Source organism: Kitasatospora sp. NPDC002227 (assembly GCF_040296285.1).
Lineage (GTDB): Bacteria > Actinomycetota > Actinomycetes > Streptomycetales > Streptomycetaceae > Kitasatospora.
In genome coordinates, this window is the sequence record NZ_JBEOWY010000047.1 from 1 (window position 1) to 14,260 (window position 14,260).

The following is a 14,260-nucleotide window of genomic DNA, read 5'->3' on the forward strand; positions in this document are numbered from 1 at the left end:
ACCGAGGCGGGTGTTCGGGTTGCGCTGAACCACTGCGGGGGCTCCCAGATAGGTGAGGGCAGTGGAGGGCACCATCGGGACGACACTTCGGCCTGTCGCCTCCCGCGGCGCGCAGTTCCTCGCGCCCCTGGAAAGTGCCACTGGCTCGATGCGGTAGCCGAAAGGTCGGCTGCTTCCGATCGCGCGCAGCTCCTCGCGCCCCTGACGGGGTGCAGCCCCTACTGGGGGGTGACGTAGGCGCCCGAGATGCCGCCGTCCACCAGGAAGGTGTTCGCCGTCATGAAGGACGAGTCGTCGCTCGCCAGGAAGGCGACCGCGGCCGCGATCTCCTCCGGCTCGGCGAAGCGGCCGAGCGGGATGTGCACGAGACGGCGGGCCGCCCGCTCCGGGTCCTTGGCGAAGAGCTCCTGCAGCAGCGGGGTGTTGACCGGCCCCGGGCAGAGCGCGTTGACCCGGATGCCCTCCCGGGCGAACTGCACGCCCAGCTCGCGGGACATCGCGAGCACGCCGCCCTTGGAGGCGCTGTAGGAGATCTGCGAGGTCGCCGCGCCCATCACGGCGACGAAGGAGGCCGTGTTGATGATCGAGCCCTTGCCCTGGCGCTGCATGTGCGGGATGGCGTACTTGCAGCACAGGTAGACGCTGGTCAGGTTGACCTCCTGCACGCGCTTCCACGCGTCCAGACCGGTGACCAGGATGGAGTCGTCGTCCGGCGGGGAGATCCCGGCGTTGTTGAAGGTGATGTCCAGACGGCCGTACTCGGCGACGGCCGTCTCGTACATCGCCTTGACGGCCTCCTCGTCGGTGACGTCGGCCTGGATGAACAGGCCGCCGACCTCCTCGGCGGCGGCCTTGCCGCTGGTCTCGTCGAGGTCGACGCAGACCACCTTCGCGCCCTCGGCGGCGAAGCGGCGGGCGGTGGCGAGGCCGATGCCGCTGCCGGCGCCGGTGATGACGGCGACCCGGCCTTCGAGACGGTTGGTCATGGTGGTTCTACTCCTCGGTCGAGATGAAGACGTTCTTGGTTTCGGTGAAGGCGTTCAGGGCGTCCGGCCCCAGCTCCCGGCCCAGGCCGGACTGCTTGAAGCCGCCGAAGGGGGTCGAGTAGCGCACGGAGGAGTGGGAGTTGACGGACAGGTTGCCCGCCTCCACGCCCCGGGCCACCCGCAGGGCACGGCCCACGTCCCTGGTCCAGATCGAGCCGGACAGGCCGTACTCGGTGTCGTTGGCGATCCGCAGCGCGTCCGCCTCGTCGCGGAACGGCAGCACCGCGACCACCGGCCCGAAGATCTCCTCGGTGAAGGCGGGCGAGCTCGGCTCGACGGCGAGCACCGTCGGCGGGAACCAGAAGCCGGGGCCGTCCGGCGCCAGGCCCTGGACGATGACGGAGGAGCCGTCGCCCACGTAGGAGGCGACCCGGGCCCGCTGGGCGGCCGAGATGAGCGGGCCCATCTCGGTCTTCTCGTCCAGCGGGTCGCCGACCCGCACCCCGAGCACGGCGGGCTCGAGCAGGCCGAGGAACTCCTCGTACACGCTCTGCTCGACCAGGATGCGCGAGCGGGCGCAGCAGTCCTGCCCGGCGTTGTCGAAGACGGCGTACGGGGCGGTCGCGGCCGCCTTGGCCAGGTCGGCGTCGGCGAAGACGATGTTGGCACTCTTGCCGCCGAGCTCCAGGGTGACGGGCTTGACCTGCTCGGCGCAGCCGCGGGCCACCGACTTGCCGACGTTGGTGGAGCCGGTGAAGACCACCTTGCGCACGTCCGGGTGGGTGACGAACCGCTCGCCGACCACCGCGCCGCGGCCGGGCAGCACCTGGAAGACGTCCGCCGGGATGCCCGCCTGGCGGGCGAGTTCGGCCAGCCGCAGGGCGGTCAGCGGGGTGAGCTCGGCGGGCTTGAGGACCACGGTGTTGCCGGCGGCCAGCGCGGGTGCGAAGCCCCAGGCGGCGATCGGCATCGGGAAGTTCCACGGCACGATGATGCCGACCACGCCGAGCGGCTCCTGGAAGGTGACGTCCAGGCCGCCGGCCACCGGGATCTGCCGGCCGAACAGCCGCTCGGGGGCGGCCGCGTAGTACTCGATCACGTCCCGGGCGTTGCCGGCCTCCCAGCGGGCGTTGCCGATGGTGTGGCCGGCGTTGGCCACCTCCAGCTGGGCGAGGTTCTCCCGGTCGGCGTCCACGGCGGCGGCGAAGGCCCGCAGCAGCCGGGCCCGGTCGGCGGGGGCGACCCGCCGCCAGCCCTCGAAGGCCGCCTTGGCCCGCGCGACGGCGGCGTCGGTCTCGGCGAGGCCGGCCAGCTCGACCGTCCGGATCACCTCCTCGGTGGCCGGGTTGACCACCTCGAAGAGGTCTGGGCTGGTCATCAAGCACACTCCTTAACTGGCGGTTCGGACGAGGGCGTCGAAGAGCCGGGTGTCGGTCGGGTCGGCCTCGGGGTGCCACTGCACGGCGAGGACGAAGCGGTGGCCGGGCAGTTCGAGGGCCTCCACCGTGCTGTCGGCGGCCCAGGCGGTGGCGACCAGCCCCTCACCGAGCCGGCCGACCGCCTGGTGGTGGTAGCAGGGCACCTTGGCGGTGGCTCCCAGCAGTTCGCCGAGGCGGCTGCCGGCGCCGGTCGTGACCTCCTGCTGGTGGTACTGCCCCGGCGCGATCTGGTGGCTCTCGTCGCCGGTGCGCTCGGGCAGGTGCTGGATCAGGTCGCCGCCGAGGGCCACGTTGAGCAGTTGCATGCCCCGGCAGATGCCGAGCACCGGCAAGTCCCGCTCCAGCGCCCGGCCGAGCAGCTCGGCCTCCCAACTGTCCCGGCCGGTCTGCGGGTTGCCGGTACGCGGGTGCGCCTCGGCGCCGTAGCGGGCCGGCTCGATGTCGGCGCCGCCGGCCAGCACCAGGGCGTCCAGGCGCTCGAGCAGCGCCCCGGCGCCGTTGCCGTGCGGCGGCAGTACGACGGGGATGCCCCCGGAGCGGGTCACCGCGTCCAGGTAACTCCCGGGCAGCACGGCGGCGTCCTGCTTCCAGACGCCCCAGGCGGCCTCTTCCCGGTAGCTGGTGATCCCCACCAGCGGGCGGGCCGTCACAGCCGCTCGAATCCGCGTCGGCGCTCCCAGTCGGTCACCGCTGCCTCGAAGGCGGCGAGTTCGACCCGGCCGGCGTGGGTGTAGTGGCGCACCACGTCCTTGCCGAAGGCGGCCAGTGCCACCTCGCTCGCCTCGAAGGCGTCCACCGCCGCGCGCAGCGTGCTGGGCACCCGGGGCGCGTCGGAGGCGTACGCGTTCCCGGTGAACTCCGGCTCCAGAGCAAGCTGTTGCTCGACGCCGTGCAGGCCGGCGGCGATCAGCGCGGCCACCGCGAGGTACGGGTTGACGTCGCCGCCGGGCACCCGGTTCTCGAAGCGGAGCGAGGGCCCGTGGCCGACCACGCGAAGGGCGCAGGTGCGGTTGTCCCGGCCCCAGGCGACGGCCGTGGGGGCGAAGGAGCCCGGTACGTACCGCTTGTAGGAGTTGACGGTCGGGGCGAGCAGCAGCGAGAACTCGGCCAGGCAGGCGAGCTGCCCGGCCAGGAAGTGCTCCATCACCTTGGAGAACCCGCCCGGGCCGTCCCCGGCGAAGACCGGCGTGCCGGCCTCGTCGCGCAGGCTGAGGTGGATGTGGCAGGAGTTGCCCTCGCGCTCGTTGTACTTGGCCATGAAGGTCAGGCTCACCCCCTCCTGGGAGGCGATCTCCTTGGCGCCGGTCTTGTAGACCGCGTGGTCGTCGCAGGTGACCAGCGCCGGGCCGTACTTGAAGGCGATCTCGTGCTGGCCGAGGTTGCACTCGCCCTTCGCGGACTCCACAACCAGCCCGGCGCCCGCCATCTCGTTGCGCAGGCGGCGCAGCAGCGGCTCGATCCGCGCGGTGCCGAGAATGGAGTAGTCCACGTTGTACTGGTTGACCGGGGTCAGCTGGCGGTAGTCCTTGTCCCAGGCCTGCTCGTAGCTGTCCCGGAAGACGATGAACTCCAACTCGGTGCCGGCGTAGGCCTGCCAGCCGTAGGCGGCGAGCCGCTCGAGCTGGCGGCGCAGGATCTGCCGGGGCGAGACGGTCACCGGGTTGCCGTGGTGGTCGTGCACGTCGCACTGCACCATCACGGTGGCCGGGTGCCAGGGCACGGTGCGCAGGGTGCTGAAGTCGGGGGTGAGGACGAAGTCGCCGTAGCCCGTCTCCCAGGAGGAACTCTCGTACCCGTCCACGGTGTTCATGTCGATGTCGACCGCGAGCAGGTAGCCGCAGCCCTCGGTGGCGTTGGCCGCCACGTCGGTGAGGAAGTACTCGGCGGCGATCCGCTTGCCCTGCAGGCGGCCCTGCATGTCGGTGATCGCCACCACCACGGTGTCGACCGCGCCTTCGGCGACCAGCTCGCGCAGGCGCTCTAGGGTGAGTCGGGGGTCGGTCATCGCTTCTCCATATCGATGGGCTCGGCGGCCGGGGCCTCGGGCAGGCTCTGGACCTTCGGTCCGGTGAACCAGCGCCGGGCGGAGGCCAGCCACCACACCCCGGCGAAGCCGAGCACGGCGGCGACCGCGACGGGTGTGTAGTTGAAGCTCAGGGCGGTGATCGGGCTGACGGTGGGGAGCATGAAGAGCACGGTGATCAGGGCGGTCCAGCCGACCGCCACGCTACCGATCAGCTTGCTCCAGCGGCCCAGGTGCCACGGGCCGCGCTCGAAGGAGTCACCCTGACGGAGGCGGAGGAACACCGGGATGACGTAGGCGATGTAGAGGCCGATCACCGCGACGGAGGTGACGGCCGCGTACGCGGTGGCGTTCCACAGGTCCTGGGCGCCGAGCAGGAAGGCTCCGCCGGTGGCCAGCCAGACGGCACTGGTGGGGGTCTGGGTGCGCGGGTTGATCCGGTGCCAGATCCGCGAGCCGGGCAGTGCGCCGTCCCGCGAGAAGGCGTAGATCATACGGGAGTTGGCGGTCACCGAGGCCATCCCGCAGAAGAACTGGGCGCCGATCACGATCAGCAGCAGCAGCTTCGCGCCGGTCGGGCCGATCGCGTCCAGGAAGATCTGGGCCGGCGGCACGCCGGTCGCGCTGCCGACCGCGCCGTCGTAGTCCTGGATGGCGAAGGTGATGCCGAGCAGCAGGATCCAGCCGGCCACCAGCGAGACCAGGATCGAGTTGACGATGCCCTTGGGCCCGGAGCGGGCGGCGTCGTGGGTCTCCTCGGTCATGTGCGCGGAGGCGTCGTAGCCGGTCAGGGTGTACTGGGCGAGCAGCAGGCCGAGCAGGCTGACGTAGAAGGCGTTGTGGAAGCCCGTCTGGTTGACGAACTTGGTGAACACGAAGGAGGCGGAGGCGTGGTGGCTGGGCACGATCACCAGCACGCCGACGATCACGGCCACGCCGACCACGTGCCACCAGACGCTGACCGTGTTGAGCAGCGCGATCAGCTTCACGCCCAGCGTGTTGAGCAGGCCGTGCAGGATCAGCAGGACCGCGAAGATCTCCACGGTGTGCCCGGGCGTGGTGGCGAAGCCCCACTGGAGTTCGAGGAAGGCGTTGGTGAAGAACGCGGCACCGAAGTCGACGCCCGCGGTGACGGCGACCTGGCCCATGAAGTTGAACCAGCCGGTGAACCAGGCGTACGCCGGGCCGTGCTTGGGCGCCAGCTTGGCCGCCCAGTAGTAGAGCCCGCCGGCCGTGGGGTAGGCCGAGCAGATCTCGGCCATCGCGAGCCCGACGGCGAGCGTCATCGCGCCGACCAGGGGCCAGCCCCAGGTGATCAGGGCCGGGCCGCCGGTGGTGAGGCCGAAGCCGTAGAGGGTGAGGCAGCCGGAGAGGATGGAGACGATCGAGAAGGAGACGGCGAAGTTGGAGAAGCCCGACATGGAGCGGGCCAGCTCCTGGGTGTAGCCGAGTTCGCGCAGCCGCTGCTCGTCGGAGGTGGGTTCAGTGGTCTGAGTGGTGCTGGGTACTGAGGACAATGCGCACCCCTGGGGGTTCGGTGGGGGAGTCCGAAACGTGCGCCCACGACACTGTGGCCGGCCAATGGCCCGGAAGCAGACCATTGACGTGGTGAGCATGTTTCCGCCCGGGGACTCACCACGTCAAGGGGGTCTCCGGGTCTGCCTGGCGGATTACGTCGGAAAGCGGGCGTCGTTGGGGTGCGTGCATCGGCGGCGCCGAGGAGGAAGCCCATGCGGAGCATCGGCGACTGACGAGAAGCTGGCGAGGTGCGTGCCCCGGCGGCGACCGCCCGGCGTGATCCGCCAGGCAGACCCGCGACCTCATTCGACTTGGGCTCGCACCTGGGTACGATTCGCGGATGGAGCAGACGGACGGGCACGACACCCGGGTGGACTGGCAGGGCGGAGCGATCTTCCGCCCCGTCCGCACCGGCAACGCCTTCGAGGAGACGGTCGAGCGGATCCTGGAGGCGATCAAGCTCGGCGTCTTCGGGTACGGCGACCGGCTGCCCGCCGAGCGGGAGCTCGCGGCCCGGCTGAACGTCAGCCGGGAGACCCTGCGCGAGGCGATCCGCTCGCTCCAGCAGGCGCACTGCGTCGAGTCCCGCCGCGGCCGCTACGGCGGCACCTTCGTCACCTACCGCCTCCCGCCGCCCGACCTGGGCGAGCTCAGACGCGCCGTGCAGGACATGGGCGCCGAGCTGGAGGACGCCCTGACGTACCGTCAGGTACTGGAGATCGGCGCCTCCGAGCAGGCCGCCCGCCGCGCCCTCACCGAGGAGCAGCGCGAGTATCTCGCCGAGCGGCTGGCCGAGTTGGAGCAGGCCACCCCCGACGAGTACCGCCAGCTCGACTCCCGCTTCCACCTCGCCATCGCCGAGCTCACCGGCTCGCACTCACTGGCTGCCGGGGTGGCCGAGAGCCGGATGCGGCTCAACGACCTGCTCAACGCGATCCCGATCCTGGAGCGCAACATCGAGCACGCCAGCGACCAGCACCGCGCGATGGTCGAGGCGATCCTCGGCGGGGACACGGAGGCGGCCCGCCGGGCCACCGAGGAGCACCTGGAGGCGACCGCCGCCCTGCTCCGAGGCTTCCTGGGATGACCGCTGTCTGACATTGGACTAGACCTGATTGGTCCAGACCCTTGACCGCCCGGGCGGCTGGTGCCACCGTGTTTCTCGGCCCTCGGCGGGCGTCCCAGCACGGTGCCGTCTCGGTGCGTCCCCCCACTGTTCCGAGCCGGTGTGTCAGCAAGGTGCCTCGGCGCGGCGTGCCCTGCCGCTCTCGCAGTGCCCCCTTCGGCACGAGCCGATCCCGCCGCGGGTCGTCAGCTCGTCACGCGACCGAAGGGACCTTCTCCACCATGCGACTCCAGACCTCCAAGCGGGGGTTAGGCGCGAGCCTGGCCACCGTCCTGCTGCTCGCCGGCGCCGCGGCCTTCGCCGGCGGCAACCCGGCCGCCGCCGACCCGAACACCACCACCGCCGTCAGTGCCGGGCCCGCCACGTACACCCAGGCGGTGCCCGCCGGGCAGCCCTCGCAGTACAGCTCCCCGCTGGAGCGGTGCGCCAACGGCGTCAACCACCCCATCAGCGGCGCCAACCCGGTACTGAGCGAGCCGCTCACCACCCAGTTCGCCAGCAACGTCGGGCTGTCGGAGTACGTCACGTTCAACGGCAACCAGTACTACGGCAACTGGAACTTCGTCTTCACCAACACCTCCTCCCAGACCCTCTCCACGGACTGCGCCCTGCTGGTCTTCCGGGCGCCGTCCGGCTCCGACAACCACGGCTACACCGCCACCCAGCAGTACGGCCACCCCCAGCAGGACTACCTGGAGGTGCCGCGCGGCGACGGGACGTCCTTCTACATCGCCCGGATCGACTTCCACGACGTACCCCTGACGCAACGTCAGGTGGCGCCCGGCCAGTCCTTCACCTACTCGCTCGGGGGCACCCCGAACTCCGCGATCTCGCTCACCCAGATCCGCGACTCGCTGAAGTTCACCGCCGACCTGAACCTGCAGTCCAACGACGCGCTGGTCCAGCACTACGGCACCGACCGGCTCACCAACTGAGCCCTCGGGGCGGGCGCCACCACGGCGCCCGCCCCTCCCCCACGCTGCTTCAACCACCAGGAATGGAGCGGACGTTGCTCCGCGCACCGAACCGGCACCCCACCGGCCGGGCGGCCGCCCCTGCCCTCCTCACGGCCGCGCTGCTCACGGCCTGCTCCGGGCCCACCCCGCAACCCGCAGCCCCCGTCACACCGCCCACCCAGACCCTGGCGGCCGAGGCGCTCGCCCGCCAGGAGTTCGGCCTGCTGGCCGGCGGCGGCTGGGCCCAGGCCTGGCAGCTGTGGCCCCCGGACGCCCAACAGGCCATCTCCCAGGGTGACTTCGTCCGCCTGAACACCGAGTGCCGCCCGCTGCTCGGGCTCCCGTACGTGATCGACCGCAGCACCAAGACCGATCCGGACACCGTGCGGGTCGACTGGCACCGAGCCGAGCTGGCCGGCAGCAGCACCGTCGTCCACCGCGACGGCCGCTGGCAGTTCACCCCGGACGCGGCCGCGCTCACCGACTACCGGCTCGGCGTCGACCGCCTGGTCGAGCGGCGGAAGGCGGCCGGCTCATGCCACTGAGACGGGCGCTGCGCCGGTTCGCCACCCTGATCGCGCTCGCCCTCGCCGCACTGCTCCTGCCGGCGGGGTCTGCCTCCGCCCACGCGGATCTGCTCTCCGCCACCCCCGCCGACGGCGCTGTGCTCACTGCCGTGCCGCCGCAGGTGACGCTGCGCTTCTCCGAACAGATCACCCTGCGGCTGAGCTCCCTGAAGATGATCGGCCCCGACGGGCGCCGGATCGACCGCGGCGCCCCGCACAGCCCCGACGGCACCAGCCTCACCGTCGCCCTCGCGCCCGACGACCACCCGGGCACCTTCGTCCTCGACTGGCTGGTCACCGCGGCGGACGACGGGCACGCCACCTCGGGCGCGCTGCTCTTCTCGGTCGGCGCGCCCGGCCGCCCCGCCGTGACCGGCCCCTTCACCCCGCACAACCGCCTCACCGACGCCGTCCTCGACGCCGCGGTCTGGCTCGGCCTGGCCGGGCTGGCCCTGCTGATCGGCACCACCGCCGTCCGTCGCTGCTGCCTGCCGCCGCGTCACGCCGTCGCACCCGGTCGCCCCGCCCCCGGCCGCACCGGCCCGGGCGCCACTGGCTACGGCGCCACCGCACACGTGGCCGCCTGCCGCCCCGACCTCCGCCGACCGGCCGCGCTCGGCTGGGGCGCCGTCCTCGCCGGGGCACTGGTCCAGCTCTTCGTCCACGGCCCGGCCACCCAGGGCCTGTCGCTCGCCCACGTCGCCGACCGCAGCCTGCTCGCCGCCACGCTCGCCACCCACGAGGGCTACGCCCTGTCCGCCCGGATCCTCCTGCTCGCCGTGGTCGCCGCCTTCGGCGAGCCGCTGCTGCGCCCCGCCTGGGGCCCACCCGCCGCCGCTGCGCCCGCCCTCGCCCTCGCGGCCACCTGGAGCGCGACCAGCCACGCCACCACCGGCCCGCTGGTGCCGCTCGCCCTGGCGGCCACCACCCTGCACGTCGCATGCATGGCCCTGTGGGCCGGCGGGCTCTACGCCGTGCTCTCCCTGCTCCGGAGCGGCGGCGACGACGCCGAGCTGACCGCCGCCACCGCCCGGTTCTCCCTGCTCGCGCTCGCCGCCGTGACGGTGCTGGCGGTGACCGGCCTCTACCAGGCGCTCCGCGAGGCGGGCAGCCCGGCCCAGCTCGCCGACACCCCGTACGGCCGACTGCTCCTGCTCAAGACGGGGCTGGTCGTCCTGGTCCTCGCCGTGGCCGCCCGGTCGGCCACCGCACGCCGACGGAGCGCCACAGCCCTGCGGCGCTCCGTCCTGCTCGAACTCCTCGGCGTCACGGCGGTACTGGTCGTCACCATCCTGCTGATCGGCACCGCACCCGCCCGTGGAGCCTAGGCTCCACGCACCACCAGATCGGCCAGCAGCTCCCGGGTGGCGTCGGTGACGGCCTGCACCGCCCGGTCGAAGGCCTCCTGGTTGTGGGCGGCCGGGGCCCGGAAGCCGGACACCTTCCTGACGTACTGCAACGCCGCCGCGTGGATGTCGTCCTCGGTGACCTCGGGGGTCATCGGCGGTCTGAGGGTCTTGATGCTCCGGCACATGCTCCCAGTCTCCGCCATCCGACTGACAGCGGTCGCCGCCTCGGGCCCGCTCGCCCAGGCTGGGAGGGTGAGATCCTGGGCCGACGCCGTTCTGACCGCCCTCGGCGCGCTGCTGGCGATGACCGCCGTGGCCGCGCTCGCCCTGTGGGCCGCGCATGCGGGCGACCTGCCCGAAGGGGCCTTCCCCGCCGTGCTCGCGGCCACCGTGCTGACCGCGCTCGGGGTACCGGTGGACGTCACCGGTTCGGCCGCCTTCGTCGCCACCGCGCGCGGCGGCATCACCGTGCTCCCCCTGACCGTCACCCTCGTCGGCGCGCTGACCGCCGGGGTGCTCTTCCTGCGGCCGCTGCGCCTGCACGCCGTGGTCGCCCCGCGCGAGCTGGCCGCCCGCGCCGCCCGGACGGCCCTGCTCTGGCTGGTGCTGACCCAGTTGCTCCGGCTGCCCGCCCACCACGACTTCACCGTCTCCACCGGGAACGAGCTGATCGACACCCTCGGCGGGGCGTTCGGCGCCGCCCCGGTGGTGGGCTTCCGGGTCGGGGCCTGGCCGACGGCGGAGTACGGACTCGTCTGGCTGCTGGCCGTACTGCTGCTGGCGCTCGGCGTCTCCCGCCGGTCCGCGCTGCCCGGCGTCCTGGTCCGCCACCAGGGCGCCGTCCGGCCCGCCGGTCACGCCGTGCTCGGGCTGCTGCTGGCCTACTGCGGCCTCGGCCTGCTGGCCGGGCTGGTCTCGATGGTCGTGGACGGGCACCCGCGCGAGACCCTGGCCGTCCTGCTGCTCGGCCTGCCGAACCTCGCCTGGCTCGCCCTCGGCATCGGCCTCGGCGGCTCCTGGCACGGCCACGTGGACGGCGCGCTCGGCCTGCCGATGCCGCCCGCACTGGCCGGCGTGTTCCGCACCTCCGACACCCGCGAGGTCACCCTGAACCTCGCCGCCCTCGGCCAACAGGACGGCCGCGCCTGGCTGCTCCTGCCGCTCGCGGCCCTCGCCCTGCTGCTCACCGGCCTGGCCGCCGCCCGGCACTCCCCCGGCCTGCGGCTCTGGCAGTACGCCGTGCACCTGGCGGCGGCCTTCGGCGTCGCCATGCTGCTCGTCTGCATCCTGACCACCCTCTCGGCCGGGTTCGGGCTCTCCCTCCTCGGCCTCGGCGGCACCGGCGGCCTGGCCCTCAGCCCCGACCTGCTCACCACCGTCCCCCTGGCTGCCCTCTGGGGCGCCGCCGCCGGACTGGCCGGCGGCCTGCTGACCGGCCGGCGGCGCGCTCAGGGCCCCTGAGGCGGGTCGGCTCAGCCCTGACCCGGCCCGTCCCGGGGCTCGCCCTGCTCAGGCCTCCGCGAGGCCCAGCTCCTCCCGGGCGCCCGCGATCCAGCCGAGCACGCCGTGCGCCTCGGCGCCGCGCGCGAGGTCGGTGGCCTCGGCGAGCAGCGCCGCCGCGTCCTCCCGGCGCTGTTCCTGGTCGGCCAGGTAGGCCATCCCCAGCAGGTTGGCCGCGACCCCCGCGTCGAAGCCGAGGGCACGCCGCAGCCGGGTCGACTCCTCGAAGTGGGCCCGGGCCTCGGGCAGCCGCCCCGCCATGTGGTCGGCGAAGCCCAGGTGCCGCAGCACGTACGACAGCGTCAGATCGTCCCCGCTCGCCGTGGCGAGGTCGAAGGCGAGCCGGAAGTACGGCAGCGCCAGCTCGTGCGAATCGCGGACCACCTGGTGGAAGGTGCCGATCCAGAACGCCGCCTCGCCCTCGCCACGGGTGTCCCCCAGCTGCTTGTACAGCCGCGCGGCCTGCTCGAACAGGCCGAGTTCCCGGGCGTCCTCCACCCGGCCGGTCAGGAAGCGCGCGTGCACCACCTTGCCCCTGGTCAGCGCCAGCTCCGCCTCCACCTCGTCGAGGTGCCGCTCGGCGTCCGTCGTCGCACCCTTCTCGCCGCCGAACACCGCACGGTGGTAGAGGACTTCGGCCTGGGCGATGCGCTGATCGGTCGTCATGCCGTGATCGTATCCTCCGGGTTCGTCGCGGGCCCGGAGCGCCTCAGCCCCGCTGACTGCGCCGCCTCCCGCAGGGCCGCCACCACCGCGTCCGTCAGCGGATCGGCGCCCGAGGGCGAGGGTCGGCGCAGAGCCGCGATCCGGCGGTGGCCGGCGGCGGGCAGGGCCGGGAGCGCGACGGAGTCGGTACGCGGGCCGGCCAGGGCCAGGGTGGGGACGATCGCGGCGCCGAGGCCGGCGGCGACCAGCGCCGGCACGGTGGGGAACTCCAGGGCGGTGTGGGCGCGGTGCGGGGTGAAGCCATGCGCGGCCGAGACCCGCTCCAGCGCCCGCCCGCAGGCCGTCCCGGCCGGGCCGGCCACCCAGGGGCGGTCGGCCAACTCCCCGACGGAAGCAGAGCGGGGCAGCCAGTCGGCGGGCAGCACGACCCGGTACCTACCTGGACAGCCCCTTCCACCGCTTCGCCGACGGCCCGGACCTCGCGGGCCTGCCGCTGGCCGCCGTGACCGACCTGGACGCGCTCGTGGTCCGGCTCACCGGGGCCCAGGGGCGCGCGATCGACCGGTCCGCCCTGCTGCCGTACCAGGTCACCGGCCGCGCCGTCCTGCTCCACACCGGCTGGGACCAGCACTGGGGGCACCGACCACTACGGCTCCGGCGAGCACCCGTTCCTCACCGCCGAGGCCGCCGCCTGGCTCGCCGGGCAGCGCCCCGCCCTGGTCGGCATCGACTCCCAGAACATCGACGACACCGGCGACCCCGCCCGCCCTGCCCACACCGCACTGCCGGCGGCCGGGATCCCGATCGTGAAGCACCTCCGCGGCCTCGAACAGCTCCCCGTCGACGGCTTTCGCTTCCACGCCGCCCCGCCCGCCGTCGAGGGCTTCGGCACCTTCCCGGTCCGCGCCCACGCGGTCCTGCCCGCCACTCCCTGACGGCCCCAGCCGGTCTCCCCCACCCTGCTGCCGTACCCGACCCGGTCCGCCGTCCTTCCGCCGTGGCGGCCCCGTGGTCGAGCCCTGATCACAGACTCGTCAGCTCCGTCAACGAGGCGATCACCCGGATATCGGCGTCCACGGCACCGGAACCCCCGGAAGCCGAGCGGTCCACCCAGACGGCCTGCAACCCTGCGTCCCGCGCCCCGATCGCATCCTTCTCGTAGTCATCACCCACGTACACCACCTCGGCGGGCGTCAACCCCAGGGCCTCGCAGCCCGCCAGGAAGATGCTCGCCGCCGGCTTGGCGGATCCGTGTTCCTGGGAGCAGATCAACGGCTCCGTGAAATAGCCGAGCAGCCCGATCGCATCCAGCTTCGCGCGCTGCTGCGCGGTCACCGAGTTCGACACGACACCGAGGCGGAAGCGCCCCGCCAACGCGCTCAGCGCCGGCTGAGCATCGTCGAACGCCCGGCGGCTCACATTCCTCCGTACCGCGTAGCTCGCGAACCACGCCGTGGCCGCCTCGTCCGTCGACTCAAGTGCCCCGACCACCCCGGCATGGGCGAGGAATCGCCGTATTCGTTCGGCCTTCTGGGCGGCGAACGTCAACTCGCCGGTCAGGAACCGCGGGTACTCCTCCTCCCTGACTTCTCGCCACACCCGCAGCGCCTCCGCCGACGACTCGAACCGGTCGGCGAGCCCTTCGGCCACCAGGTGTTCGTGAAGACCGGCCTCCTCGGCCTTCTCGTAGTCGTACAGGGTTCCATCGACATCGAACAGCACTCCACGGATCGTCATGCCGATCATTCTGGCGGACAACCGCCGAGGGGGGACAACGTGCTGCATTGGCAGGACTTCCTGGACAGCCACCGCAAGCGGTCACGAGCGTGGTCAGCCGCAGTGCGAGTTGTACTGGTAGTTGACCTCGCCGTTGATGCTGCCCTGCCAGTCGATGCACGAGTGCGGCGCGTGGAGGCGCACCGGGCCGGCGTAGGTCGTGTAGAAGCCGCTGTCCTCTGTCCAGGTGCCGCCGGAGAGCCGGACGCCCTCCTGCTCGCCCTCGGCGCCGCCCTGGTCGCCGACCGCCGCAACCCCGACGGCATCGGCTGGGCCGTCCTCGCCGACCCGGAGGGCAACGAGTTCTGTGTCCTGCGCAGTGCGGCCGAGCGGGCCGCCGGAGGCTTCTGACCGC

General features: G+C 72.8%; 15 protein-coding genes and 1 pseudogene. 7 read left to right on the forward strand and 9 right to left on the reverse strand.

The window, feature by feature from the left end; all coding sequences use genetic code 11:
* Window positions 1–218: 218 nt before the first annotated feature.
* Genes ABT095_RS30275 through ABT095_RS30295 form a run of 5 tightly spaced genes read right to left on the reverse strand, consistent with a single transcriptional unit; the run spans window position 219 to window position 5,869 of the window.
* Window positions 219–986, reverse strand: coding sequence for a 3-oxoacyl-ACP reductase (locus tag ABT095_RS30275; RefSeq protein ID WP_350532736.1), 768 nt, complete (start codon window positions 984–986; stop codon window positions 219–221).
* 7 nt (window positions 987–993) lie between these two features.
* Window positions 994–2,364, reverse strand: coding sequence for an aldehyde dehydrogenase family protein (locus tag ABT095_RS30280; protein WP_350532737.1), 1,371 nt, complete (start codon window positions 2,362–2,364; stop codon window positions 994–996).
* A 12-nt stretch (window positions 2,365–2,376) separates the two neighbouring features.
* On the reverse strand, window positions 2,377–3,075 hold the full coding sequence (locus tag ABT095_RS30285; protein ID WP_350532738.1) for a gamma-glutamyl-gamma-aminobutyrate hydrolase family protein: 699 nt from the start codon (window positions 3,073–3,075) through the stop codon (window positions 2,377–2,379).
* Window positions 3,072–4,430, reverse strand: coding sequence for a glutamine synthetase family protein (locus ABT095_RS30290; RefSeq protein WP_350532739.1), 1,359 nt, complete (start codon window positions 4,428–4,430; stop codon window positions 3,072–3,074). The genes ABT095_RS30285 and ABT095_RS30290 overlap by 4 nt, the downstream gene beginning before the upstream one ends.
* A complete protein-coding gene (locus ABT095_RS30295) occupies window positions 4,427–5,869 on the reverse strand; it encodes an amino acid permease (RefSeq protein ID WP_502885059.1) in 1,443 nt (480 codons plus the stop codon). Before ABT095_RS30295 ends, ABT095_RS30290 begins: the two co-directional genes overlap by 4 nt.
* A gap of 437 nt (window positions 5,870–6,306) precedes the next feature.
* Here ABT095_RS30295 and ABT095_RS30300 point away from each other — a divergent pair, with 437 nt between their 5' ends.
* From ABT095_RS30300 to ABT095_RS30315, 4 genes are all read left to right on the forward strand, one after another.
* The gene (locus tag ABT095_RS30300) at window positions 6,307–7,053 is read left to right on the forward strand and encodes a FadR/GntR family transcriptional regulator (protein WP_350532741.1); all 747 of its coding nucleotides are present in this window, start codon (window positions 6,307–6,309) and stop codon (window positions 7,051–7,053) included.
* Window positions 7,054–7,313: 260 nt separating this feature from the next.
* Entirely contained in the window at window positions 7,314–8,027 is a 714-nt protein-coding gene (locus ABT095_RS30305) for a hypothetical protein (protein WP_350532742.1), read from the forward strand.
* A 74-nt stretch (window positions 8,028–8,101) separates the two neighbouring features.
* Entirely contained in the window at window positions 8,102–8,593 is a 492-nt protein-coding gene (locus tag ABT095_RS30310; RefSeq protein WP_350532743.1) for a hypothetical protein, read from the forward strand.
* Window positions 8,584–9,942: a copper resistance CopC/CopD family protein gene (locus tag ABT095_RS30315; RefSeq protein ID WP_350532744.1), complete on the forward strand. Its 1,359-nt coding sequence runs from the start codon at window positions 8,584–8,586 to the stop codon at window positions 9,940–9,942. Before ABT095_RS30310 ends, ABT095_RS30315 begins: the two co-directional genes overlap by 10 nt.
* Here ABT095_RS30315 and ABT095_RS30320 read toward each other — a convergent pair.
* Window positions 9,939–10,148, reverse strand: coding sequence for a DUF2277 domain-containing protein (locus tag ABT095_RS30320; RefSeq protein WP_350532745.1), 210 nt, complete (start codon window positions 10,146–10,148; stop codon window positions 9,939–9,941). The two genes, ABT095_RS30315 and ABT095_RS30320, sit on opposite strands and share 4 nt — an antisense overlap.
* A gap of 67 nt (window positions 10,149–10,215) precedes the next feature.
* Between ABT095_RS30320 and ABT095_RS30325 the strand changes: the two genes are divergently transcribed.
* The gene (locus ABT095_RS30325) at window positions 10,216–11,424 is read left to right on the forward strand and encodes a streptophobe family protein (RefSeq protein WP_350532746.1); all 1,209 of its coding nucleotides are present in this window, start codon (window positions 10,216–10,218) and stop codon (window positions 11,422–11,424) included.
* A 48-nt stretch (window positions 11,425–11,472) separates the two neighbouring features.
* On the opposite strand, the gene ABT095_RS30330 is transcribed toward ABT095_RS30325, so the two are convergent.
* Together ABT095_RS30330 and ABT095_RS30335 are read right to left on the reverse strand one after the other, a co-directional pair.
* Window positions 11,473–12,129, reverse strand: coding sequence for a tetratricopeptide repeat protein (locus ABT095_RS30330; protein ID WP_350532747.1), 657 nt, complete (start codon window positions 12,127–12,129; stop codon window positions 11,473–11,475).
* Window positions 12,126–12,554, reverse strand: a complete 429-nt coding sequence (locus ABT095_RS30335) for a LysR substrate-binding domain-containing protein (protein ID WP_350532748.1) — start codon at window positions 12,552–12,554, stop codon at window positions 12,126–12,128. Before ABT095_RS30335 ends, ABT095_RS30330 begins: the two co-directional genes overlap by 4 nt.
* A gap of 381 nt (window positions 12,555–12,935) precedes the next feature.
* On the opposite strand from ABT095_RS30335, the gene ABT095_RS30340 reads away from it, so the two are divergent.
* Window positions 12,936–13,064, forward strand: coding sequence for a hypothetical protein (locus ABT095_RS30340; RefSeq protein WP_350532749.1), 129 nt, complete (start codon window positions 12,936–12,938; stop codon window positions 13,062–13,064).
* A gap of 88 nt (window positions 13,065–13,152) precedes the next feature.
* Here ABT095_RS30340 and ABT095_RS30345 read toward each other — a convergent pair whose 3' ends face one another.
* Entirely contained in the window at window positions 13,153–13,866 is a 714-nt protein-coding gene (locus ABT095_RS30345; protein ID WP_350532750.1) for an HAD family hydrolase, read from the reverse strand.
* 252 nt (window positions 13,867–14,118) lie between these two features.
* Here ABT095_RS30345 and ABT095_RS38920 point away from each other — a divergent pair.
* A pseudogene (locus tag ABT095_RS38920) lies at window positions 14,119–14,256 on the forward strand (VOC family protein); the annotation flags it as partial.
* Window positions 14,257–14,260 lie beyond the last annotated feature (4 nt).